The organism is Thermithiobacillus plumbiphilus, from assembly GCF_038070005.1.
Lineage (GTDB): Bacteria > Pseudomonadota > Gammaproteobacteria > Acidithiobacillales > Thermithiobacillaceae > JBBPCO01.
Window position 1 is genome coordinate 36,350 of sequence record NZ_JBBPCO010000006.1, and the last position, 22,431, is coordinate 58,780.

21 protein-coding genes are annotated in these 22,431 nt (G+C 64.0%); 10 read left to right on the top strand and 11 right to left on the bottom strand.

Going from position 1 to position 22,431, the window contains the following annotated elements:
* Positions 1-74 precede the first annotated feature (74 nt).
* The 5 genes from WOB96_RS07135 to WOB96_RS07155 all read left to right on the top strand — a co-directional run bounded on the left by WOB96_RS07135 (position 75) and on the right by WOB96_RS07155 (position 4,334).
* On the top strand, positions 75-2,210 hold the full coding sequence (locus WOB96_RS07135) for a TonB-dependent receptor (protein WP_341370594.1): 2,136 nt from the start codon (positions 75-77) through the stop codon (positions 2,208-2,210).
* A gap of 22 nt (positions 2,211-2,232) precedes the next feature.
* Positions 2,233-2,925 (top strand): PepSY-associated TM helix domain-containing protein, encoded by a 693-nt coding sequence (locus tag WOB96_RS07140; protein ID WP_341370595.1) that lies wholly within the window; start codon positions 2,233-2,235, stop codon positions 2,923-2,925.
* On the top strand, positions 2,925-3,596 hold the full coding sequence (locus WOB96_RS07145) for a Fe2+-dependent dioxygenase (protein WP_341370596.1): 672 nt from the start codon (positions 2,925-2,927) through the stop codon (positions 3,594-3,596). The genes WOB96_RS07140 and WOB96_RS07145 overlap by 1 nt, the downstream gene beginning before the upstream one ends.
* Before the next feature lie 154 nt (positions 3,597-3,750).
* Complete coding sequence (locus WOB96_RS07150; RefSeq protein ID WP_341370597.1) at positions 3,751-4,005, top strand: type II toxin-antitoxin system HicA family toxin; 255 nt, start codon at positions 3,751-3,753, stop codon at positions 4,003-4,005.
* Positions 4,002-4,334: a type II toxin-antitoxin system HicB family antitoxin gene (locus WOB96_RS07155; RefSeq protein WP_341370598.1), complete on the top strand. Its 333-nt coding sequence runs from the start codon at positions 4,002-4,004 to the stop codon at positions 4,332-4,334. The genes WOB96_RS07150 and WOB96_RS07155 overlap by 4 nt, the downstream gene beginning before the upstream one ends.
* Positions 4,335-4,412: 78 nt before the next feature.
* Here the strand turns inward: WOB96_RS07155 and WOB96_RS07160 are convergent, their stop codons facing one another.
* Positions 4,413-6,995 (bottom strand): YbcC family protein, encoded by a 2,583-nt coding sequence (locus WOB96_RS07160; protein ID WP_341370599.1) that lies wholly within the window; start codon positions 6,993-6,995, stop codon positions 4,413-4,415.
* A gap of 2 nt (positions 6,996-6,997) precedes the next feature.
* A complete protein-coding gene (locus WOB96_RS07165) occupies positions 6,998-8,626 on the bottom strand; it encodes an NADH-quinone oxidoreductase subunit L (protein ID WP_341370600.1) in 1,629 nt (542 codons plus the stop codon).
* 140 nt (positions 8,627-8,766) lie between these two features.
* On the opposite strand from WOB96_RS07165, the gene WOB96_RS07170 reads away from it, so the two are divergent.
* A complete protein-coding gene (locus tag WOB96_RS07170) occupies positions 8,767-9,675 on the top strand; it encodes a LysR family transcriptional regulator (RefSeq protein WP_341370601.1) in 909 nt (302 codons plus the stop codon).
* 12 nt (positions 9,676-9,687) lie between these two features.
* Here WOB96_RS07170 and gorA read toward each other — a convergent pair whose 3' ends face one another.
* Together gorA and WOB96_RS07180 are read right to left on the bottom strand one after the other, a co-directional pair.
* A complete protein-coding gene (gene gorA, locus WOB96_RS07175; RefSeq protein ID WP_341370602.1) occupies positions 9,688-11,031 on the bottom strand; it encodes a glutathione-disulfide reductase in 1,344 nt (447 codons plus the stop codon).
* Positions 11,032-11,066: 35 nt separating this feature from the next.
* Positions 11,067-11,804 (bottom strand): glutathione peroxidase, encoded by a 738-nt coding sequence (locus WOB96_RS07180; RefSeq protein WP_341370603.1) that lies wholly within the window; start codon positions 11,802-11,804, stop codon positions 11,067-11,069.
* A gap of 128 nt (positions 11,805-11,932) precedes the next feature.
* Between WOB96_RS07180 and WOB96_RS07185 the strand changes: the two genes are divergently transcribed.
* The 3 genes from WOB96_RS07185 to WOB96_RS07195 all read left to right on the top strand — a co-directional run bounded on the left by WOB96_RS07185 (position 11,933) and on the right by WOB96_RS07195 (position 13,397).
* Positions 11,933-12,853 (top strand): LysR substrate-binding domain-containing protein, encoded by a 921-nt coding sequence (locus tag WOB96_RS07185; RefSeq protein WP_341370604.1) that lies wholly within the window; start codon positions 11,933-11,935, stop codon positions 12,851-12,853.
* A 65-nt stretch (positions 12,854-12,918) separates the two neighbouring features.
* Positions 12,919-13,248, top strand: coding sequence for a nucleotidyltransferase domain-containing protein (locus WOB96_RS07190; protein ID WP_341370605.1), 330 nt, complete (start codon positions 12,919-12,921; stop codon positions 13,246-13,248).
* Positions 13,249-13,262: 14 nt separating this feature from the next.
* On the top strand, positions 13,263-13,397 hold the full coding sequence (locus tag WOB96_RS07195; protein WP_341370606.1) for a hypothetical protein: 135 nt from the start codon (positions 13,263-13,265) through the stop codon (positions 13,395-13,397).
* Between the two features lie 4 nt (positions 13,398-13,401).
* Here WOB96_RS07195 and WOB96_RS07200 read toward each other — a convergent pair whose 3' ends face one another.
* The 7 genes from WOB96_RS07200 to WOB96_RS07230 form a co-directional block, all read right to left on the bottom strand.
* Entirely contained in the window at positions 13,402-15,279 is a 1,878-nt protein-coding gene (locus tag WOB96_RS07200; RefSeq protein ID WP_341370607.1) for a solute symporter family protein, read from the bottom strand.
* A 2-nt stretch (positions 15,280-15,281) separates the two neighbouring features.
* A complete protein-coding gene (locus tag WOB96_RS07205) occupies positions 15,282-15,638 on the bottom strand; it encodes a DUF485 domain-containing protein (protein WP_341370608.1) in 357 nt (118 codons plus the stop codon).
* 9 nt (positions 15,639-15,647) lie between these two features.
* Positions 15,648-16,802, bottom strand: coding sequence for a porin (locus tag WOB96_RS07210; RefSeq protein WP_341370609.1), 1,155 nt, complete (start codon positions 16,800-16,802; stop codon positions 15,648-15,650).
* Positions 16,803-16,946: 144 nt separating this feature from the next.
* On the bottom strand, positions 16,947-17,735 hold the full coding sequence (locus WOB96_RS07215; protein WP_341370610.1) for an alpha/beta fold hydrolase: 789 nt from the start codon (positions 17,733-17,735) through the stop codon (positions 16,947-16,949).
* Positions 17,735-18,922, bottom strand: coding sequence for an SDR family oxidoreductase (locus WOB96_RS07220; RefSeq protein WP_341370611.1), 1,188 nt, complete (start codon positions 18,920-18,922; stop codon positions 17,735-17,737). Before WOB96_RS07220 ends, WOB96_RS07215 begins: the two co-directional genes overlap by 1 nt.
* A gap of 100 nt (positions 18,923-19,022) precedes the next feature.
* Positions 19,023-20,816, bottom strand: a complete 1,794-nt coding sequence (locus WOB96_RS07225) for a thiamine pyrophosphate-requiring protein (protein ID WP_341370612.1) — start codon at positions 20,814-20,816, stop codon at positions 19,023-19,025.
* Positions 20,817-20,905: 89 nt separating this feature from the next.
* Positions 20,906-21,478: a nucleotidyltransferase family protein gene (locus tag WOB96_RS07230; protein WP_341370613.1), complete on the bottom strand. Its 573-nt coding sequence runs from the start codon at positions 21,476-21,478 to the stop codon at positions 20,906-20,908.
* Positions 21,479-21,637: 159 nt separating this feature from the next.
* Here WOB96_RS07230 and WOB96_RS07235 point away from each other — a divergent pair, with 159 nt between their 5' ends.
* Positions 21,638-22,402 (top strand): proteasome-type protease, encoded by a 765-nt coding sequence (locus WOB96_RS07235; RefSeq protein ID WP_341370614.1) that lies wholly within the window; start codon positions 21,638-21,640, stop codon positions 22,400-22,402.
* Positions 22,403-22,431: the final 29 nt, after the last annotated feature.

Consider the following 22,431-nt stretch of genomic DNA (forward strand, 5'->3'; position numbering starts at 1 on the left):
ACGGTCCGTAATCGTCGCCAGCCAGCGGTCTCCCGCAAGCCAGCCAACAACAACTGGTATTTCGGGAGAAAAACATGCACAAGCAGCCGCTGTTCCTGGCCCTCATGGCCGCCCTGTCCCAAGCCGTCGAACCCGCACGTGCCGAAGATGCCGCAGAGAGCACCGCCCTGCCGGAAGTGGTGGTGAAGTCCGCCGCCGAGCAGGAGGAATTCCGCGCCGGCACCATATCCTCCGGCAGCAAGTTCGAGGCCGACCCGCGCGACGTGCCGCAAGCGGTCAGTGTCGTCAACAACCAGCTGATCGAATCCCAGAGCAGCTTCAGCCTGCGCGACGCCCTGAAGAACGTGGCAGGCCTCACGGTTGCCGCCGGCGAGGGTGGGCGCACCGGCGACTCCATCACCCTGCGCGGCTTCGCCGCCAATTCCGACAACTACCTCGATGGCGTCAAGGACATGGGCCAGTATGTGCGCGACACCTTTTTCATCGAGCAGGTGGAGGTCCTGAAGGGGCCCTCCTCGATGCTGTTCGGCCGCGGTTCCACGGGCGGAGTCATCAACCAGATCAGCCGCAAGCCCCGGCGCGCCGACGCGCCCGCCTTCCTGGAAACCGAGGCGAGCTACGGCTCCTTTGATTTCAAGCGCCTGAGCATGGATGCCGGCGGCCCGCTGACTGATGGCGTGCAGGCGCGGGTCAGTGCGGTGATGCAGGATGCCGGTTCCTTTCGCAACTTCAACTTTACCGATCGCCAGGGCATTGCGCCCTCGCTCGCCTTCGATCTCGGCGCGCGTACCCGCCTGACCCTGCAGGGCCTGCTGCAGGAGGAAGACAGCGTCTTCGATTACGGCGTGCCGATGTACCGGGGCCGGCCGGCGGACGTGCCGGTGGAACAGTTCTACGGCTATACCGACGACCGTCTGCAGAAATATGAGACCCGCATCGGCACCGCCATCCTCTCCCACAAGTTCTCCGACAGCTTTTCGCTGCGCAACACCCTGCGCCTCGGCGACTACTCCCGCCTGTACCGTACCCATCTCTTCGGCGCGGTGAACGAGACCGACCCGGCCAATCCGACCGTGGGCCGCAGCCAGGCACTGCGGCGCGGCAGCCAGGAGAGCCTGATCAACACCACCGATTTCCAGCTCAAGGCGCCTCTGGGCAAGCTGCCCAATACGCTGGTGTTTGGCGTGGAAGCCGGCAGGGAAGATTTCAGCTATCGCGCCAGTGATTCCAGCGGCACCAGCCCGATCTCGATTTTCAACCCGCAGCTGACGCCAAGCGTGGGCGCCGGCCGGGCGAATGATTTCGCGGGCGCGAAGGGCCGGGATGTGGAGACGACCACCCTGGGCGCCTATGTGATGGACCAGCTGGAATTCGTGCCTGGCTGGAAGGCCGTGGCGGGCATCCGCTATGACAGCTTCAAGGCGGAACAGGACGACGTCAGCAACGATGCCAACGATCGCAGCCGCACGGACCGCATGTGGAGCCCCCGGCTCGGGCTGATCTGGCAACCGGGCGATACCCAATCCTATTACCTGAGCTATGGCGAATCCTTCAATCCCTCGGCGGAAGGCTACTCGCTCTCGGCCACATCCCAGCCGCTGGACCCGGAGGAGAACCGCAACTTTGAAATCGGCGCCAAGCTCGACTTCCTCGACGGCAGGCTCGGGCTCGATACCGCCCTGTTCCGGCTGGAGAAGAACAAGGCCCGCACGAACACCGATGACCCGACCGTCCAGGTACTGGCCGGCCAGCAGCATACCAATGGCTTTGAGCTGGAGCTTACCGGGCGGCCCACGACGCGCTGGAATCTGCGGCTTGCCTATGCCTTCCTCGACGCCAGGGTGGACGAGTCCAACAACACGGCGGTCGGTAGCGTGAGTGATGTCAGCCAGCCGCTGGAAGGCAAGGTGCCGGTCAATGTGCCCAAGCATAGCGGGGCGCTCTGGAGCGTGTTCCAGGCGACGCCGCACTGGTCCCTGGGCGGCGGCGTATTCTTCGCATCCTCGCGCTATACCGACAGCGTCAACGAGGTGAAGCTGCCCGGCTATGCCCGCTGGGATGCGGTACTGAGCTATACCCAGCCCAGATGGGCCTTGCAGTTGAACGCCTACAACCTGTTCGACACGGTCTACTATGAGTCCGGCCAGGTCCGCTCGGCCCTGCCGGGTACCCCGCGCTCGGTGTTGGGCACCCTGCGCCTGGCATTCTGAGCATCGACATCGAGAATGAACCATGAAAATCGAAGCAATCCCGCGGATCGACACCGGAAAGCGTCAGGAAACGGGTTATCTCTTTATGCCCAAGGCCTGGCGCCGGGGCCGCTTTCTGGTCTGGCTGCGCCGCACCCACGCCTGGCTGGGCCTCTGGGGCGCGGCCCTGGGCCTGCTCTTTGGCCTGAGCGGCTTTCTGCTCAACCACCGCCAGGAGATGAAGATCCCGGCCGCGCAGCAAAGTGAAATCCGGCAAAGCATCAGCCCGCCGGCCGGTGCCCTGAAAAACCCCAAGGCGCTGGAAGCCTGGGCCAGGGAGACCTTCGAGATGCAGGATGCCCGCGGACGCAGCATGAAAAAGCCGGCAGCACCGGCGCCCTGGGGCAATGGCAGCGTCATCCAGCCCGCGCACTGGCAGGTCAATCTCAACAGCCTGAATCAGTCCGTGTCCGTGGATTACTGGCAGGGCAACCGCATGGTGGCCGTGGAAGTGCGCAAGCCCAATCTCTGGGCCACACTCACCAGGCTCCACAAGGGCGCGGGCATGCCGGCGGCCTGGGTGCTCTTCGCTGACACCCTGGCCGGCGCCCTGATGATGCTGGCCCTGACCGGCACCCTGCTGTGGAGCCGCCTGCACGGGCCGCGGCTGCTGGCGCTGGGCCTGGTGGGGGGCTGCCTGACGCTGGGGCTCGTCATCGTCAGCGGGGCGCTCTGATGCTGCTGGAAGTCAATCAGGTGCTGGATGCCGCCGAACTGGCCATGATCCGTCAGAAGCTCGCCGAGGCCGAATTCGACGACGGGCGCATCACCGCGGGTTATCAGTCGGCCCAGGTCAAGCGCAATCGTCAGCTTGCCGAGACCCACCCATTGGCCCGGGAGATCGCCGAATATATCGCCCAGACCGTGCAGCGTCATCCGCTCTTCATCACCGGAGCCCTGCCTCGGCGCATCTTCCCGCCGCTGATCAACCGCTATGAGGCGGGCATGGATTTTGGATTGCACGTGGACAATGCCCTGCGTGGCCGCAGCGAGCCACTGCGCACCGATGTGTCCTGCACGCTGTTTCTGTCGGAACCGGGCGAATACGCGGGCGGCGAGTTGGTGGTCGAGGACACCTATGGTAGCCATGCGGTGAAGCTCGCCGCGGGTGATATGGTGCTCTACCCGGCCAGCAGTCTGCACCGGGTCACGCCGGTGACGCGCGGCGTGCGGCTGGCCGCGTTTTTCTGGGTGGAGTCCCTGATCCGCGACGACAGCCGGCGCAATCTGCTGTTGAACCTCGATGTCGCCATCCAGAGCCTCACCCGCAAGCAGCCGGATGCCCCGGAGCTGGTGCAGCTCACGGCCTGCTATCACAACCTGCTGCGGATGTGGGCGGAGACCTGAGGGCTGAGACCGGCTTCAGGTGCCTGCAGCGAGGCTCGATCCAGTCCCAGCGTTTGTCTTTGACGAATGCAAAACGTTTGACGCCCTTGCAAATGTCCCGCCCAATGGCACGACGCGCTTTCTGCTGACAGCATATTTTGCTATCATTTGGCACATGAACAGTACGCATCGCAAAACGCTTGAAGCCCTTTTTGCCAACCCGGTCAATGGCAACATCGAATGGCGTCGGGTCGAAGCGCTGTTCCGGGCTTTGGACTGCCGGATCATCGAGGGCGCGGGCTCATCCATCACGGTCGAACGTGATGGCGTGCGGGCTTATTTTCACCGCCCGCATCCGCAGAAGGAGGCGCTCAAATATCGGGTGCGCGATGCGCGGGAATTCCTGGAGAAAATTGGAGAGACGCCATGAACAACATGAGCTATCGAGGCTACACAGCGCGGGTCGAAGTAGACACGGACGACGAAATCCTGGTCGGGCGCGTGCTGGGCCTGCGCGATGTCATCGGTTTCCATGGCCGCAATGTTGAGGAACTGCGCCAAGCCTTCCACGAAGCCGTCGATAATTATCTGGCGGCCTGCGAACAGCTTGGGCAGGCGCCGGAGCGCCCCGCCTCCGGCCGGGTGATGCTGCGCATTCCGCCGGAGGTGCATGCCTCGGCACTGATCGCCGCTCAGGCTGCCGGCAAAAGCCTCAATCAGTGGGCAGCCGATGTCCTGCAAAAGGCGTCGCGGGGCTAGTGCCCGCCTGAGGGCGCTCCCCCACTCCGGCGAAGCACTGAAAGCCTTCATGGCCTCGCCGTCGCAGAACAGGAACACTCAGGCGGCAGTCTGCTCCCAGTTCTCATGGGCCACGCGCCGGTAGACCCGGCCATCGTCGCCGATCCGGAACAGGTGCAACCAGCCATTGTCCACCAACTGGCGCACCAGTTCGTGGCGGGCGATGACATCGTCCATGGCGTCTTCGGGGGCCTCGATGAATACGCTCAGGCGCAGCGGCTCATGCACCCAGCCCTTGCCGTCGTGCAGCGACTGCAGCGGCAGGCCGATGCGCAGGTCGCCGCCATTGCCTTCCAGCACCCCGATCGCACCCCCCACCACGTTGTGCAGCACCTTGTTGCCGCTGCCAAAACGCTGATTGTCCACCACCGAACCGTAGTACTGCATGTTGATCCAGTTGGCTACCACCATGGGTGCAGTCATGATCAGCTCAAGGATCTTGAACTCCTGGTCCTTGCGCCACTGGTACTCGTGCAGGAAGGCGCGGCCCTCCAGATCGGCCCCGAGGCTGCGGTCCCTGGGCGCGGCGATGAAGGCGGCATTCTTGGCCAGGGCCCACTCCGGACGCACCTGGGACCAGTCGCGGCTGCGTCGGCGCAGGTCGGCCTCCAGGTCCTGACCTGGCAGCCCGGCGATGCCCATGCAGCTGGCGCGCTGCATGCGGGTCAGATCCCCGGCCTGGTCCAGCCACTGGCGCAGTCTGGATAGATCCGGCGCGAGTTCCTTCGGCAGCGCGTCGGTATCGAACAGGCGCAGCTCGTCCGTGGTGGTGTCGTGCAACCCGGCCAGGAACCAGGTGTCATTGGGGATGACGATGCCCCGATCACGCAGGCCGCGGCGCACCTGTGGCTGATTGAGCAGCGCGGCGACGATGCGGGCGCTGGCTTCGCCCGTCTGGCCGGCGCAGGCGCCGCAGTCCAGGCTGCTGGCGTGCGGGTTGTTGACCGTGCTGCTGCCATGCCCGACCAGCAGCACCAGGCGCGCGAAGTTATCGGTCAGGGACATGCTGCGCAGGATGCGTTCGGCATTGTCCACCCAGTCGGATTCCGGGATACCGGAATCAGCGTGATGCGGGCAGCACTGATCCTGCGGCACTGGCGCGAGACTGGGGGCGAGCCGGTCGATCGTGGCATCATCCAGGCCCTGTCTGGCGGGATCGGGGACCGGACGGGTCCAGCCAAAGCTGTCGGTGAGCAGCTTGGGGGCATACATCAGCCCGGCGGCCTCGACAAAGGAGAAGCAGGAGGAGGCCGAAAGCTTGAAGCCCTTCCAGATCTTGCTCAGTCCCAGGCGCTCACGCCGCTTGTCCAGCACTTGCGCGTTCTGCGCCGCATCACCATCCTTCACCCGCTCGTACACGCGATAGGCTGGGTTGAAGATCACCGGGACGTGGGAACGCCCGGCACTGGCGCCCAGCGGTACGTATTCGATGGAGATGCCGAAGAAGCCGGCGAAGCCGATCGTCTGGGCGGCCGGGGCCACGGTCTCCAGGGAACGCCGGAACACTTCCGAGCGCACGTCGATGCAGAAGGCCGCCTGTACCGCCGGGCGCACGGCGGCTTGGGCGCTCGGACCAGTGCGCAAACCGGCGATGACCTCGCGCTGAAAGCCGATCTCCATGGCATTGAGCAGAATGCGGTCGATCTCCGCCGCAGCCTGGCGCTTGGCGGAAGGCGGGCGCATGCTGGCGGCCAGCATCTCGCGCCAGCGCGCCACCAGGGCGGCGGTGGCCTTTTCGTTGTACAGCAGCACGTCCCACATTACGCGGATGGCCAGCAGATCGACGATGGCATCATCCTGCCGTCCGGCGAGCTCCGCCTGCCAGCGCAGATAGCGGGCCCAGGCCGCCCAGCCGCCGATGCTCAGCAGCGAGGCGTGCAGGTAACGCTCCACCGCCTCGTCAGGAATGCCCAGCTCCGTCAGCGCCCAGGCAATCGCGGCACGCGGCTGTTCGGGCAGCCGGGCGACACTGCCCCGGAAGTCCCCCAGGCCCATCATGGCCGGGCTCAGGTCGATCGACGCGGCCTTGCGCCAGGAGGTGTACAGCGACTCGTCCCGCCAGGGCATGTGCACGAGCGACTGGCCCAGGTCGAAGTAGGACGCGCAGTGCAGGCTGATGCGCTCGGTGACGAAGCTCGTCCACATGCCGCCTTCCACGCGCTCGAGGATGTCGCTGACCGAGGCCATGCCGATCTTCGGCGTCGGCGCTTGCGTGGCCAGGGCGCGCTCCACAGCCGCCATATTCAGCCGGCTGCCGCAGCGGGCAATGGCCTGCTCCAGGTCCTCGCGGCTGATGCGTCCGGACGCCAGCTGTTCGCGGTAGTAGGCCCAGGGCATGTAGAGACTGGTATCGACCAGGCGGGCCAGGGTGTCGGAGGCATCCTGGAAGCTCAGGTCGCGCAGGCCAAAGAACGGGTTGACGGCGACGAAGTGCTTCAAGGGCCAGAGCGGCGCGATGCGTGCGCAGGCCGCATCGATGCGCTGGTCCAGCGTGGCGGCATCCAGATCCATCGGGCCACTTGCCTGTCCGGCCGCCCGGCTTGCGTCCCGGCTCCGGGCAAGGGCTTCATTGCGCGTCTCGCCGTCGGCTTCTCTCAGAACAATGGTGTCGGCAAGATTCATGATCAGGCTCCTCTGGATTCCGTGGTCTGCGCCGGGCTGGGCCAGACGCGCTGCAGGATTCGGGTCAGATAGACATCGATATACAGGCCGTTGTACAGATGCACGTACAGGGCTTCGCTGGCGGCAGAGCGCCCTGGGGCGCGGAACAACTGCTGGGTCAGCAGCAAGCCCAGAAATGCCACGATGGTCAGGCCGATGATGACCAGTTGCGCCGTGCTCGCGGGATCGCGCAGGGGCAGCACGCTGTCGCGGATGGCCACATCAAACAGCGCATGCAGCCCGAAGTAGGCGGTGCTGACGACGGCACTGAGGCCCAGGGCGCGCAGCAGGAAGGCGGCATTGCCCATCTCGCCGGCCTGCAGCAGCAACTGGCTCAGGGCGATGGCGACGATGGCGCCGGTGGCGATCAGGGCCGGCTGCTCCTGTACCGTGATGCCGAATGCCGTGGCCACGCCCAGAGTCATCACGCCTGCAATCAGCAGGGCCAGCATCAGGCGGCCGGGCTGGAGCCGCTTGGCGCCATGGTAGGCCAGCGCGGGGGCGCGGAAGCTGTCCACCCCGCTGCCGGAGGACAGGAAGGCGTGCGCCTTGTAGAACGAATGCGCCACCAGGTGCAGCATGGCCAGGCTGTACAATCCAAGGCCACACTCAAGCAGCATGAAACCCATCTGCGCCGTGGTGGACCAGGAGAGCGAGGCCTTGATGCTGGTCTGTGTCAGCATGACCAGGGAGGCGAGCGTCAGCGTGACCAGACCAATCAGCGCCAGCAGGGCCAGGGCGGTTCCCGCGTGGGACATGATCGGGCTCATGCGGATGATGAGAAAGGCGCCGCCGTTGACGATGCCCGCATGCAGGAGCGCGGAGACCGGGGTGGGCGCCTCCATGACCTGCAACAGCCAGCCGTGGAAGGGAAACTGCGCCGACTTGAGCCCCGCGCTCGACACGATCAGGAGTGCCGCCCATTGCAGGGACTGGGGCAACGGGCCGTCCTGAGCGGCCATGATGCGGAAGATGTCGGCAAACTCCAGGGTGTGGAGCGTCGAGCCGATCAGAAAGGTCGCCAGCAGCAGGCACGCGTCCCCGATACGGCTGGCGACGAACTTCTTGTGGGCCGCGAGCACGGCGGCCGGGCGCTCGCGATAGAATATCAGCAACTCGTGCAGGCAGAGGCTGGTCGCTATCCAGGCCAGCGAGAACATGAGCAGGTTGCTGGACACGATCAGGGTCAGGATGGACGCGAGCGTCAGGCTCAGCCACTTGTGAAAGCGGCCCTGATTGCGGTCACCATCGAGGTAGTTGCGGGCATAGCGCGAGACCACGACGCCCACGAAGGACACCAGCAGCAGCATGATCACCGTCACCCCATTGACGTAGCTGCCGAGGGAGAAGGCGCCGATCCCGCCGGGCAGGGGGATTGAGTACAGGGTCCAGACGCGCGTGCTGTCGAACATGTGCGCCACTGCGGCGAGCAGGGCGCTGGCAAAGGCCAGCCAGGCAGCACCCATGTTCAGGCGCGCCATCAGCTGCGGACGCGCGTTGGCCCATGCGGTCGGCATCAGCCCGACGGCCCAGAGCAGCAGGGGCGCCAGCAGGGCGATGGCGGGGGTGAAAGAGAGTGATGTTGATGGCATGGTCCGACTCCTTGTGGCGTTGCAATCAACCAGGGTTGAGATCAATGCCGCAGAGTCTAGGAAATGTCTACCAGAGATAAAAATGAATTGTTCGACTGAAAATGATAGCCTCAAGGCTATGCATATAGGGAGAAAGCCCGATGAAGCGCATCAGCCTGCGTCAGTTGCGCACCTTCGAAGCCGTGGCCCGTTTGAAGAGCTTTTCGCGGGCCGCCGAGGAAATGCACGTCACCCAGCCGACGGTCTCCAAGCAGATCCGGCTGCTCCACGAAGAAGTGGGGCTGCCGCTGCTGGAGCAGATCGGCAAGAAGATCTTCCTGACCGAGGCGGGCGAGGAACTCTATGCCACCTGCGCCGGCTGGCTGGAGACCTGGGGCCGCTTCGAGCAGAAGATCGCGGATTTGAAGGGCGTGAAGCAGGGCCGGCTGAGGATTGCGGCCGTCACCACCACCAAGTTCTTCATGCCGCGGATTCTCGGACCCTTTTGCGCGCAGTTTCCGGGCATCGACATCGCCCTGGAAGTGGTCAATCGGGATCGGGTGCTGGAGCGGCTTGGGCGCAATCAGGATGACCTTTATATCATGGGGGTGCCGCCGGAGACGCTCGACATCGAATGCGAGCCCTTCATGGAGAATCCGCTGGTGGTGCTGGCGCCGAAGTCCCATCCTCTGGCGCAACGGAAAGACATCCCCCTCGCCGAGCTGGGCAATGTGCCCTTCATCGTGCGGGAACACGGATCGGGCACGCGCCTGACCGTGGAACGCGTCTTTGAAGCGCAGAAAGTGCCGCTCAACATCCGCATGGAGCTTGGCAGCAATGAGGCAATCAAGCAGGCGGTTGCCGGCGGCCTTGGACTGGCCGTGCTGTCCCAGAGCACGCTCAGCCTGGATCCCCAACATGAAGAAGTGGTCGCCCTCGACGTCCAGGGCTTCCCGATCCGGCGTTACTGGTACGTGGTGCGCCCACGCGGCAAGCAGCTATCGGTGGTGGCGCAGACCTTTCTTGATTTCCTGCGCGCGCACGTGCAACTGCTGGAGCCACGGCACTGATTTCCACTTGCGCTAGCGCAAGGTCACCAGTTCCTCGGCGCTGGTCGGGTGGATCGCCAGGGTGTCGTCAAAGTCCCGCTTGGTGGCGCCCATCTGCATGGCGACGGCAAAGCCCTGCAGCATCTCGTCAGCCCCCTCGCCGATGATGTGGCAGCCCACCACCAACTCGTCGGGCCCGGCGGTGATGAGCTTCATGGCGGTCTTGCCCGGATGCGGGGCGAGCGCGTCCACCAGGGGCGTGAAGCGGGCCTGATAGACCTTGACGTCCTCATGACGGTGACGCGCCTGCGCCTCCGACAGGCCCACCGTGCCGATCGGTGGATGGCTGAAGACCACCGTGGGCACCAGATCGATCTGCAGACAGCGATCCGGCTGGCCGCCGAACAAGCGATCTGCCAGGCGCCGGCCGGCGGCAATGGCGACCGGGGTCAGGGCCGGGGCGGCGGTGACGTCGCCCACGGCATAGACGCCAGGAGCCCCGGTACTCTGGAAGGCATCGACATGGATGTGCCCCTGCGGGCTCAATGCCAATCCGGCATTTTCGACAGCAAGCCCCTGGGTATTGGGGCGCCGGCCCACCGCCCAGATCAAATGGTCGAAATGCGCCAGCTTCCTGCCATCCGCAAGCGTCAGGCTCAGGCCATCCGCCTGGCGTTCCACGGCGGCGGTCTGGGCCCGCGTGATGACGTCGATGCCCTCGGCACGCATGGCGATCATCAGTTCATCGCCGAGCATGGCGTCGAAGCCGCTCAGCACGCGCTCGCCACGCAGCAGTAATGTCACCTCGCTGCCCAGTGCCCGCAGCACACCGGCGAGTTCGACGGCGATATAACCACTGCCGGCCACCACCACGCGCCGCGGCTGTTCGGTCAGTGCAAAGAAGCCGTCGGAATCGATGCCAAGTTCAGCACCCGGAACGTCCGGGCGCACGGGATGGCTGCCGGTGGCAATCAGGACATGGGTGCCGCTGATGTGTTCACCATTGACCTCCACAGTGCGGGCATCGACGAAACGGGCATAGCCCTCGACGCGCTCGACACCATTACTGTCGAGCTTGCCGGCATAGATACCGTTGAGCCGGCGGATATAGGCCTCGCGGGCGCTGACCAGCGCGGTCCAGTCGACCCGGTTGCCACCGACATGGGTGCCACTGGCCCAGGCCTGGGATAAACGATGCTGCAGGTGGGCGGCATTCCACATGATCTTTTTCGGCACGCAGCCGACGTTCACGCAGGTGCCGCCCAGGCGACCGCCCTCGATCAGCACTACCCCGACGCCGTAACTGGCGGCGCGATTGGCGGCGGCAATGCCGCCGCTGCCGCCGCCGATGACCACAAAGTCATAGTGTCTGCTCATGTCTGCTCTCCAGGCCAGGTGCAGCCGGCCTTTGCTCAGCCCTGCCGGGCGAAGTACTGCTCCAGATCGTCCGACCCGCCGATGTAACGCCCGCCGATGTAGATCTGCGGCACGGTGGATTTCCCGGTCGCGGCACGCACGGCACGGCTGGAGACATCGCGCCCGACCACGGCCTCTTCATAGTTCATGCCGCGCTGTTCGAGCAGGGTCTTGGCGCGGGCGCAGTGCGGGCAGCCGGCCTTCGAGAACAGGAAGACGAACTCGGGCTTTTTCGCCCGCGGGTTGATGTAGTCGAGCATGGTATCGGCGTCCGAGACCTCGAAGGGGTCGCCGGCCACAAAGGGCTCGATGAACATCTTCTCGACCACGCCATCTTTCACCAGCATCGAGTAGCGCCAGGAGCGATCGCCGAAACCGAGATCCGACTTGTCCACCAGCATGCCCATGCCGGCCGTGAAGTCCCCGTTGCCATCGGGCAGGAAGGTGACATTCTCGGCCTTCTGATCCTTCTGCCACTCATTCATGACGAAGGTATCGTTGACCGACACGCAGATGATCTCGTCCACGCCATTGTCCCAGAATGCCGGGGCGAGCTCGTTGAAGCGCGGGACATGGCTCGATGAGCAGGTCGGGGTGAAGGCGCCAGGCAGGCCGAACACCACCACCGTGCGGCCATTGAAGATCTCGTCGGTGCTGCGGTCCACCCACTCGTTGTTCTCGCGGATATGAAAAATAACGTCCGGTACGCGCTGTCCTTCATGGCTTTGCAACATGCTGATTCTCCTTGCGGGTATGGGGCCGGGCTGGCCCGATGGAGTAATCCTACGGGATCTGGCCTGATAGGTGAAATTGATAATTCAAAATGGCATCATAGGGTGAGACTATTTCGAAAGGAGGGCAGATGACCCTGACGGAACTTCGTTATATCGTAGCCCTGGCACGGGAACGGCACTTCGGACGCGCGGCGGAGGCCAGCTTCGTCAGCCAGCCCACCCTGAGCGTGGCCATCAGGAAGCTGGAGGACGAACTGGGGGTTTCGATGTTCGAACGCCGGCCCAATGAGGTGGCGCTCACGCCCATTGGCGAGCGGATCGTGGCGCAGGCGGTGCGGGTGCTGGAGGAGGTGCGCGTTCTCAAGGAGCTGGCCCGCGACGGCGAGGACCCGCTGGCAGCCCCGCTGCGTCTGGGCGCGATCTATACCATCGGGCCCTATCTCTTTCCGACCCTGATCCCGGCATTGAGAGGACTGGCGCCGCAGATGCCGCTGCTGGTGGAGGAAAACCTCACGGTGGTGCTGGCGGAACGGCTCAAGCAGGGACAGCTCGACGCCATCATCGTCTCCGAGCCCTTTCAGGAGCCCGGCATCATCACCTTGGCACTGTATGACGAGCCTTTCGTGGTGGCCCTGCCGCCGGAACATCCCTGGACAGCGCAAGCCACTATCGCGTCCGAGCGTCTGGCCGAGGAAACGGCCTTGCTGCTCAGTACCGGCAACTGCTTTCGGGATCAGGTATTGAAGGCCTGCCCGGATCTGAACCGCGGCGGCAGCGGCGAACTGCAAAGGACGCTTGAGGGCAGTTCGCTGGAAACCATTCGCTACATGGTGGCCACCGGCGTCGGCATCACGGTGCTGCCCTGCAGCGCCGCCCAGCGCACTGGGCAGGGCGAGATGGTCACGACCCGACCCTTTGCCGCGCCCCTCCCCAAACGCCGCATCGTACTCGCCTGGCGCAGCCAGTTCCCGCGCCAGCAGGCCATCGAAATCCTGCAGAAGGCCATCCGCGCCTGCCCGCTGGACTGCGTGGACTGGGTGGGGGCGTGAGAATGCTCGTTTTCTGAGATAAACGCCTGCTATATTGGAATAAAAGATAACAACCGGAGGCCGCCATGGACCCTATCACTGCGCAGGCAACGCGTATTTTCCTGGAGAAGGTCAGGACACGCTATTCCGTGGCCGGGGCCTTTCTGTTTGGCAGCAGGGCGCGAGGCGACTTCCGACCGGATAGCGATCTGGATATTGCCGTGCTCTTGCAGGGAGCGCGTACATCTCGAGTGGATGCAGCGCTGGAGATGGCCGATCTTGCTTTCGATGTGCTGATGGATACCGGCATTCTGATCGAGGCCTTCCCACTCTGGGAAACAGAATGGGAGCATCCCGAACAGTTCAACAATCCCGCCTTGATCGAGAACATCCGCCGGGAAGGCCTCCGCCTGTGAGCCCACAAACCTACATGGCCAAAGCGGCTCGCGCCCTGATCTCTGCAAGAATCCTGCTGGATAGCGGGGATACCGACGCCTCCTGGCAGATTACACCGGCGAAGATGTCTCGCCTGAAAAAGCCCGCCGAAGCGGGCTTTTTAAGGTGATCCGCTACTCCGCGTGTATGCCCGTGTTCTGGCGCACGTAAAGCTCATCCCACATCTCCTCAGCGCGCTTGTCGCGGTACAGCAGCGAACCGATGAATGCGGCGAGAAAGCCGAGCGGAATCGAGACGATGCCCGGATTCTTCAGCTCGAATAAGGGCTTTTCCAATCCCATCAGGCTGCTGCGCTTATCGCCGACCTTGGCGATATCCTCCTCCGCCTTTTTCACATCGGCATCCAGCCTGGCCAGATCAGCCTGCGCCTTCGCAGCAGCAGCGGGATCGGCGAGCTGGGCCTGCAGGGCGGCGCGCCTGGCGGGCGCCTCGGCCACCACCTTCTCGGCATCGGCCTTGACCTTGAGCGGATAGGTCATGTTCGGCGAGACCAGCACCAGCACGATGGCAGCAGTAGCACCCACCAGCATGCCGGCGATCACGCCACCGGTATTGAAGCGCTTCCAGTGCAGGGTCAGCAGCAGCACCGGCAGATTGGCCGAGGCCGCCACGGCAAAGGCCAGGCCCACCAGATGCGCGACGTTCTGACCCTTGGCAGCGATGCCGATGACGATGGCGAGAATGCCGACCAGCACGGTGGCCACGCGCGCGGCCCTGACTTGCTCCTTGGCGCTGGCGTGCTCGCCCTTGATCACACCTACGTAAAGATCATGCGCCATGGCCGAGGCTGCCGCCAGCACCAGGCCCGCGACCACCGCGACGATGGTGGCGAAGGCCACCGCCGCGACGAAGGCCAGGAAGAAGTTGCCAAGCATGGACTCCGGCCCGCCACCGACATACTGGGCGAGCAGCGGGGCTGCCATGTTGCCGCCCTTGTCGATGCCGATGATGGCCGCAGGCCCGACGTTCAGCGCCGCACCAAGGCCCAGGAACAGCGTCATGACATAGAAGCCGCCGATGAGGATCATGGCCCAGATCACCGAGGTCCGCGCCGCCCGGGCGGTGGGCACGGTGTAAAAGCGCATCAGGATATGCGGCAGGCCGGCGGTGCCGAACACCAGCGCCATTCCGAGCGATAGCTGGTCGATGGGATTCTTGAGGAAGAGGCCCGGCTCCAGGAAGCGCTGCCCCAGTTCCTCCGGGCTCATGCCCGCCGCCTTGTCGCCCAGCAGCTTCGCCACGTGATTCTGGATGTTCGGATCATTCACAACGGCATTCAGGAATCCCGGCAGGCTGAAGCCGTACTTGCCCCAGACCACCAGCACCAGGATGAAGGAGGCGATGATGAGGATGACGGCCTTGATGATCTGCACCCAGGTGGTCGCCAGCATGCCGCCAAATACCACGTAGGCGAGCATCACGATGCCGACGATGATCACCGAGGTCTCGTAGGGAATGCCGATCAGGAGCTTGATCAGGGAACCCGCGCCAACCATCTGCGCGGTGAGATAGAAGGTCGAGACGATGATGGTCGAAAGCGCCGCCACGGTGCGGACCTTCTTTGGCTCGCTGCGAAAGGCGAGGATGTCAGCCATGGTGTACTTGCCGGTATTGCGGCAGGGCTCGGCAATCAGCAGCAGCACCGTGATATAGGCCATCAGAAAGCCCACCGAGTACATGAAGCCGTCATAGCCGTAAAGCGCGATCAGACCGGCAATGCCCAGAAAGGAGGCCGCCGACAGATAATCCCCAGCGATGGCGAGCCCGTTCTGGAAGCCGGTGATCGAGCGGCCTGCGGCATAGAACTCGGCGGTGCTGTGGGTGCGCCTGGCCGCCCAGTAGGTGATCATCAGGGTGATGCCGACGATCACGGCAAAGAGGCTCAGGGTCAGGGTCTTGTGGGTGTTGACGCTGGCGTCCTGGGCCCAGACGGGCAGGCTGGCAGACAGCCCCAGCAGGCCCAGGGCCGCGGATGGAATCGAGGGCTTCATGCTCAGGCTCCGAATTTGTGGCTGTCTTTGGCGATGTCCTGCGCCAGGGGATCGAAATCACGTCCGGCCTTGCGCGAGTACAGCGCGGCGATGAACCAGGCCACCACGAACTGCGACAGCGCGAACAACAGGCCCACATTCACCGGACCCCAGACCTGGCGGTTGAAGATGCCGGGGAAGTAGGCCGCGCCGATGGGCAGTAGGAAATAGTAGACCACAGCGGCAATCATCCAGCCCCAGAGAAAGACGTTCTTTTTCCGGTGCAAGGCACGAAAGCGCGGATCTGCCTCGATGGCCGCCCAGTTCAGGCGGGCCTTTTGCGTGCCGGCAGCGCCGGACTTGGGTTTGGCTGAAGCCACTGGATCTCCTTAATAGAGGAATTGTGCCTGCAGGCGGAAGGCATCCTTCTCCTCGCCATCGGCGCCGATGCGGTCATGCAGGGCATAATCGACCTTGAGGTTGGCATTGTGCCCCTTGATCAGATAGTTCATGCCCAGATGATAGGTGTCGAGCTTGCGTCCGGCATCGGGGTCCTGATGCTCCCAGCGCAGCACCGGCTGCCAGTGCGGGGTGACGAGATAACCGGCCTGGGCGAAGGCTGTGTTGCCGCTGAAATCACCAGCGGCGTGCTCCCAGTCGAACCAGGCGGCCGAGGCGGAGATGGCCTGGCCATTGCCCAGCGGCTGTTCAAGCTGGCCGTCCACCTCCCAGGCGCGATAGTCCTGGCGGCTGGCCAGCGTGGTGACACTGGGCGAGACAGACGTGTCGGTCGTATAGACTGGCGTGGCATCGTCCTGCATGTCGAAGCCCACTCCGAGCGAGCGGATGGTCTGTTTGCCGAAGTTGCTGTTGCTGTAGAACCAGCCGGGTTGGGCCTCGGCGAGGTTGAGCATCACATGCCCGGTGTAGCGCAGGTGATCGTCGGGATTGATAGCGTTGTCCCGCTGGCCGGTGAAGACGCCCACCCGGTAATCGATGAGGTTGTTGAGCAGCAGGCCGCGCGCCTCGACGCCATTGTCGCGCCAGGCAGCCAGCGGCTCGGAGAAGGTCGGAATCTTGATGGCATTGAGATTATAGTCCAGCCCCAGCAGCGCCGTGGCGCTCTGTTTGTTCTCATAGGAGAAAGGCAGCAGGATGCGGCCGACCTCGAATTTCAGGGCGGGAACGAGGTTGAAATCGACGAAGGCGTCATTGAGGATGAGCTTTTCCTGCGGTGCCGGCTGGCCAAAATCGGCACTCTTGCCGGCATTGGGAATGTCGGTATCAAAGAGGAACTGCACATTCTTATGCACCGAGCCCTGCATCAGCAGGCGGAAACGGCGCACGAAGGCACCATTGGACCACTGATCGCCATTGGTCCCGGCATTGTCCTGCTTGGCCTCGAACTGGAACTGCCCGAGCACGCCTACCTGGGCCCAGGTGTTTTCATCGACAGCCAGTTTAGGGCTCCAGGCCAGGGCGGGCGTGGCACAGGACAGGACAATGCCGGCGGCCAGGGCCGGCAGCAGGATCTTGAGATACATGATCTCTCCTCAGCTTGTAAGGATGCGTACAGGAATTATAGTTCGCTTGCCAGCAAAATGTGCAATAACATAGCTGGATCAGGAGATTTGGCAAGCGGTGTTTTGAGGAAATCTGTTGCTGGCCTGGTGGGGAAAGCGGTGGTCTCAACCCTGCCCGGCGATACCCAGAAAGGGTGCGATGACGCGGAACAGCTCCAGCGGCGCGGCGTAGTTGAGCACATGCCCATAGCCGGGCACGACCCGCAATTGTCCCTGTGGCAGCAGGCGGGTGACCTCCTTCGCCCATGTCCCCGGCACCAATGGATCCCTGGCGCCAATGACGACCAGAGTCGGCACATCCACCAGCGGCAGGCGCTCCTCGATCCGATCCGCCAGCACGATGCGCACCGTAGCAAGCGCGCGGGAGATCCCGGCCGCGGCGTAGTCTTTCAGGCTGATCAAGGCAAGCCCAGGCGGCTCCTTGGCACTGTCTTGCATTAATCGCCACCATTGGCGACCAAGACTGCGGGCCTGCGGGTCCACGGTCGGGGCCTGCAAAATCAGCCGGTCCACGCGCTCGGGATGGCGAATGGCGAATTCGGTCAGGATCTGGCAGCCAAAGGAATTACCAAGGAAGTGCGCCTTTTCCAGCCTGATGGCATCCATCCAGCGGACCAAGGCATCGGCCAGTTGCGGCACATCCAGTACCGGCCAGGGCTTGTAGCTCCTGCCAAAGCCCGGCAGGTCTGGTGCGAAGACCCGACAGTGCGGGGCCAGATACTCGCCGATGGGCAGCATGTAAGCGCTGGAAACCACCAGGCCATGGACCAGCACGATGCTCGGGCTGTCCGGCGGCGGCAGGCTGCTGTTGCTGCGATAAAACAGCGTACCACCGGGCAACTGGATCCAGTTCTCGCCCAGTGGCGCGGTGCTCAGGCCCGGTTTGTCCCCCATTACTTCAGGAAAGACAGCCTGCCGTGCTTCAGCCCGGGCAAAAGACCCTGCTTGCGGGCGGGCATGTGCAGCAAGTTCCGCGTGAACGCGCTCAGGCGATCCTTGTATTTTGAGGGCAGCAGTCCCTTGTCGCGCTTGAGACTGGGTAGCCCGTCCTTACTGATCCGGCTCAGGTGCCGACCCAGCCTGCGGTGCATCGGCAGGGGCTTGCGATAGCGCTGACTGAGCAGGTAGCCGATGCCGGCGCTCAGGGCCATGGCGCCCAGCGCGGCGCCTGCCATGGGCAGCTTTCTGCGGCCCTCATCGACCTTCCAGCCGCCGCTGGCACAGTCATAGCCGGCCATGGGCTCGTATAGATTGCCGGCGCTGCTGGCTGCCGGCCGGTCCTGAAAGTGCGTGGCATCCACCCGCTTGGCCAACATCTTCTCGCTGGTGGCGGGCGCCATCTTCTTCATGCGGATGGCCCGGCTTGCCGCAGCGCCGACCGTCACCTCGCGGCGCGGATGCTGGATCAGGCTGAGGATGGTGCGTGCGACGTCATCGACCTCATAGACCGGCGGCATGGCCTGGATGGCACGGCCGGAATAGTTGGCGGCGTGCTGAAAAAACGGCGTGTCGATGGTGGCCGGGAGCACGGTGCAGACGTGGATCTCCGGCGCATCCTCCAGTTCCATGCGCAGGCTTTCGGACAGCCCGACGATGGCATATTTGCTGGCGGTATAGGCGCTGAGATAGGGCGCGCCGGTCTTGCCGACCATGGACGCGACATTGATGAGCGTGCCGCTGCCCTGCTCGCGGAAATACGGAATGACCGCGCGCGCGCCATGCACATAACCAAACAGATTGGTTTCCAGCACCTGGCGGAAGGCCTCGGCCGGCATCTCCTCGAATCGGCCAAAGGCAATGACGGCGGCATCATTGATCCAGACATCGATGCGCCCGAAATGCGAGGCAGCCTGGCGGGCGATGGCGCGAACCGCCTCTTCATCGGTCACGTCGGTCGGCACAGCCAGAGCCCGGCCTCCGAGCTTCTCGCACTGTTCGGCCACCTCGACAAGGGCCTCCTCGCGCCGGGCGGCGAGCACCAGGCTGGCCCCCTGCCCGGCCAGCATCAGAGCCGTGGCGCGGCCAATGCCACTGGAAGCACCGGTGATGACGACAACGGAATCGGCAATCTTTCTGGCCATGAATCTCTCCTTCTTCTGGTGATCATGCGTGCGTGCAAGCTTATAGAAACTGGACCACCGGCCTTTTCGATGGTTCCGGTCCGAAGGTCCGTAGCCGATCTCAGTCGCGCCGCTTTGGATGCGGCAAAAAATCCTGCAGGAGATCCTTCGCACCCTGGCGGATCATGCCCCAGGCCTCGGGCTCGCCCTTGAGCAGGGCCTTCATGGTGGCCTTGCCCTGGGTTACGGCATAATGCCCCGGCAGCAGCGGCACATTGGGATCGGTGCGGGCCTCCAGCAGCACGGGTCGATTGGCCTGCAGGGCCGTGCTCCAGGCAGCAGCCAGCTGATCCGGGTGGTCCACGCAAATGCCCTGCAGCCCGATCAGCTCGGCATAGCGGGCATAGGGAAAGTCCGCGAGGTTCTGGGAGGCCTCGAACTTGGGCGTGCCGGCCAGCGCCCGCTGCTCCCAAGTGATGAAGCTCAGGTCCTGATTGTTGAAGACCAGCACGATCAGGCGCGGGTCGGCCCATTCGCGCCAGTGCCGGGCGATGCTGAGCAGCGCGGTATTGCCGCTCATCTGCATGGCGCCATCGCCCACCAGGGCGATCACCGGGCGATCGGGATGCACGAGCTTGCCGGCCAGGGCATAGGGCAGCGCCGTGCCCATCGCCGTCAGGCCACCGGAAATTGCGGTACACATGCCGGCGCGGATGCGGATGTCACGCGCCAGCCAGAGCACAGCGCTACCCGAATCGGCGCAGAGGATGCTGTCGTCCGGCAACTGCCGTGAGAGCTCCCAGATCACCCGCTGGGGGTTGACGGGATCGGCATCGTTCATGGCGCGGGCCTCGACGATGGCCCACCAGTCGCTGATCTTGCGTTCCAGGCGCTCACGCCAGGCGCGCCCGGCCTTGTGTTCCAGCAAGGGCAGGAGTGCCTGCAAGGTCTCGCGGCTGTCGCCGAGCAGATTGACCTCCATGGGGTAGCGCAGGCCGAGCTGGCGTGGCGACAGATCAATCTGCACGCCCCGCGCGCTGCCGGGCTTGGGCAGGAACTCGGAAAAAGGAAAATCGGAACCGATCATGAGCAGGGTGTCGCAATCGGCCATCAGGTCCCAGCTCGGCTGGGTGCCGACATAACCGATCTGGCCGGTGACAAAGGGCAGGTCATCGGGCAGCGCCGCCTTGGCGAGCATGGTCTTGGCCACACCGGCGCCAAGCCGCTCGGCCACCGCGATGACCTCATCAGTGGCCTTGAGTGCCCCGGCGCCGATCAGGATGGCCACGCGCTGGCCGGCATTGAGCACCGCGGCAGCCCACTGCAGCTCGGCCATCTCCGGCACCACGCGCGGCGCGTGATAGCCGACGGCGCTTGGGACCCGCTCGTGGGCATGCTTGAGCTTGGTCATCGGCTGCTGCTGGATGTCGGTGGGTATGATGACGCAGGCCACGGTGCGCTCGCCGAGAGCGATGCGGATGGCGCGATCCAGCACATGACGCGCCTGCAGGGGGTTGGCGATCATCTCGACATAGGCGGCCACATCCCCAAAGAGATCGCGGAAATCGACTTCCTGCTGGAAATCCGCGCCTACGGCACCGATGCCGACCTGGCCGAGAATGGCGAGCACCGGCTGATGATCCTTCTTGGCGTCATACAAGCCATTCAGAAGCTGCACGCCACCGGCGCCGGTATCGCCCACGCAGACCCCGAGCCCGCCGCTGAACTTGGCATGGGCAGAGGCCATGAAACCCGCCATCTCGCCGTGGGGCAGCTGCATGAATTGGATCTGATCCTGCTGCAATCGCAGGGCATCGAGCACGCCAAATAGCCCGTAGCCGGGATTGCCGAATACGCGCTTGACGCCCCAGGCCTGCAGGCGCTCCACCAGAAAGTCCGCCACCCGTTGCGTCATGCCCGCTCCTTGCCCGTCTCAGGACCCTCAAGCATAAGGTCCGGCGCCCCTTGCCGCATGTGGAGAATGTTGTAAGACCAGCAGCAGGTTCAGGCAGGCGGCAGATCGGCGGGAGCGTCGATGTCGCGCAGGATGCCGGGGTCATCCACCGCGAGCGTCCTGAGCAATTCGGGATGCGCCTGGAGAATGGCGCGCGCGCCCGAATCACCATCGAGCGCCAGCAAATCCTTGCGAAACCGCGGCCCAAAGCCCACCGGGTGCCCGCGCCGACCCTGATACAGGGGGGCGACCAGCGGGGCCCCCTGGCGTAGACTTTCAGCGATCAATCGGATGGTATCAGGCTGGATGAAGGGCATGTCGGCCAGCGCAATGAGCCAGCCACCGGCATCCGGGCTGGCGCGCACGCCACAGGCAATGCTCGCGCCCATGCCCAGCGTGGCCTGCGGGCAGAACACCGGCTGCAGGCCGGCATCTACGAGCATCTGGCTCAAGGGGGCATCTTCGGGGCGCAGCACGGCGAGCGTCTGATCCATCCCGGCTTGCAAAGTAATGGCGGCGGCCAGTGCCAGTGGCCTGCCATCCGGCAGCTGGTGCAGGCGCTTGTCGCTGCCAAAGCGCCGGCTGAGGCCGGCGGCGAGCAGGATGCCAGTGATTTCAGGCATGTTTTCTCCCACTGATTTGTCGGGGCAGGCGCCAGCGTGGCATCATTGTTGCTTGAATTTTCGGGACCAATGTCAGTCCGACCAAGAGTGCCTGGAGCAAGCAGATGGCGACAGACATGTTATAATTTCTCTTTTTCCACCGTGAATCAAAGGTTTGCCATGACTTACTGTCTCGCCATATCGACCGCGCATGGTCTGGTCTTTGCCTCGGATTCGCGCACCAATGCGGGTTTGGACGATATCAGCGTGCACGGCAAGATGCACTCCTTCATCTGGGAGGGTGACCGTTTTCTCACATTGCTGAGCGCCGGGAGCCTTGCCACCACGCAAGCGGTGATCAAGCGTCTGCGTGAAGATGCTGCCGGCACCGGGCATAGCCTCCTGAGCATGCCAAGCATGGCAGCGGTCGCGGACTATGTCGGCGGCCTGAGCACCGAGATCCAGCGCCACCATAGTGGGCGGGATACCGCCAGCACCAATTTCGAATCGACCTTCATCCTGGGCGGCCAGATCGGCACGGCGGCGCCGGCGCTTTATCTGATCTATCCGCAAGGCAACTACATCCACAGTTCCTCGGCCCAGCCTTTTTTCCAGATTGGCGAATTCAAGTACGGCAAGCCGATCCTGGATCGGGTCATCGGGGAAAATACCACCCTGGAGGACGCGGCCCGTTGCGCGCTGGTGTCCATCGATTCCACCATGCGCAGCAATCTGACGGTGGGTCCACCCATCGAACTGCACCTCTATCCGCGTAATTCCCTGAAGAAGGGCCGCTATCTGCAACTGGATCAGGACGATGATTTCTGGCGCGAACTGAGCAACAGCTGGTCGATTGGTCTGAATCGTGCCCTGGGCGAGCTGCCCCCCTTCTCCTGGGAGCAGGCGGACCAGCCGCCGAGCATCCGTTCCATTTCCCAGAGCTGAGCGGTGGGCAACTGTAATTCATCAGGTTC

What these genes read in the sequence shown, in the direction of transcription:
- WOB96_RS07135 (WP_341370594.1), top strand. Translation starts at nt 75, where the DNA reads ATGCACAAGCAGCCGCTGTTCCTGGCCCTCATGGCCGCCCTGTCCCAA.
- WOB96_RS07140 (WP_341370595.1), top strand. Translation starts at nt 2,233, where the DNA reads ATGAAAATCGAAGCAATCCCGCGGATCGACACCGGAAAGCGTCAGGAA.
- WOB96_RS07145 (WP_341370596.1), top strand. Translation starts at nt 2,925, where the DNA reads ATGCTGCTGGAAGTCAATCAGGTGCTGGATGCCGCCGAACTGGCCATG.
- WOB96_RS07150 (WP_341370597.1), top strand. Translation starts at nt 3,751, where the DNA reads ATGAACAGTACGCATCGCAAAACGCTTGAAGCCCTTTTTGCCAACCCG.
- WOB96_RS07155 (WP_341370598.1), top strand. Translation starts at nt 4,002, where the DNA reads ATGAACAACATGAGCTATCGAGGCTACACAGCGCGGGTCGAAGTAGAC.
- WOB96_RS07160 (WP_341370599.1), bottom strand. Translation starts at nt 6,995, where the DNA reads ATGAATCTTGCCGACACCATTGTTCTGAGAGAAGCCGACGGCGAGACG.
- WOB96_RS07165 (WP_341370600.1), bottom strand. Translation starts at nt 8,626, where the DNA reads ATGCCATCAACATCACTCTCTTTCACCCCCGCCATCGCCCTGCTGGCG.
- WOB96_RS07170 (WP_341370601.1), top strand. Translation starts at nt 8,767, where the DNA reads ATGAAGCGCATCAGCCTGCGTCAGTTGCGCACCTTCGAAGCCGTGGCC.
- gorA (WP_341370602.1), bottom strand. Translation starts at nt 11,031, where the DNA reads ATGAGCAGACACTATGACTTTGTGGTCATCGGCGGCGGCAGCGGCGGC.
- WOB96_RS07180 (WP_341370603.1), bottom strand. Translation starts at nt 11,804, where the DNA reads ATGTTGCAAAGCCATGAAGGACAGCGCGTACCGGACGTTATTTTTCAT.
- WOB96_RS07185 (WP_341370604.1), top strand. Translation starts at nt 11,933, where the DNA reads ATGACCCTGACGGAACTTCGTTATATCGTAGCCCTGGCACGGGAACGG.
- WOB96_RS07190 (WP_341370605.1), top strand. Translation starts at nt 12,919, where the DNA reads ATGGACCCTATCACTGCGCAGGCAACGCGTATTTTCCTGGAGAAGGTC.
- WOB96_RS07195 (WP_341370606.1), top strand. Translation starts at nt 13,263, where the DNA reads ATGGCCAAAGCGGCTCGCGCCCTGATCTCTGCAAGAATCCTGCTGGAT.
- WOB96_RS07200 (WP_341370607.1), bottom strand. Translation starts at nt 15,279, where the DNA reads ATGAAGCCCTCGATTCCATCCGCGGCCCTGGGCCTGCTGGGGCTGTCT.
- WOB96_RS07210 (WP_341370609.1), bottom strand. Translation starts at nt 16,802, where the DNA reads ATGTATCTCAAGATCCTGCTGCCGGCCCTGGCCGCCGGCATTGTCCTG.
- WOB96_RS07215 (WP_341370610.1), bottom strand. Translation starts at nt 17,735, where the DNA reads ATGGGGGACAAACCGGGCCTGAGCACCGCGCCACTGGGCGAGAACTGG.
- WOB96_RS07220 (WP_341370611.1), bottom strand. Translation starts at nt 18,922, where the DNA reads ATGGCCAGAAAGATTGCCGATTCCGTTGTCGTCATCACCGGTGCTTCC.
- WOB96_RS07225 (WP_341370612.1), bottom strand. Translation starts at nt 20,816, where the DNA reads ATGACGCAACGGGTGGCGGACTTTCTGGTGGAGCGCCTGCAGGCCTGG.
- WOB96_RS07230 (WP_341370613.1), bottom strand. Translation starts at nt 21,478, where the DNA reads ATGCCTGAAATCACTGGCATCCTGCTCGCCGCCGGCCTCAGCCGGCGC.
- WOB96_RS07235 (WP_341370614.1), top strand. Translation starts at nt 21,638, where the DNA reads ATGACTTACTGTCTCGCCATATCGACCGCGCATGGTCTGGTCTTTGCC.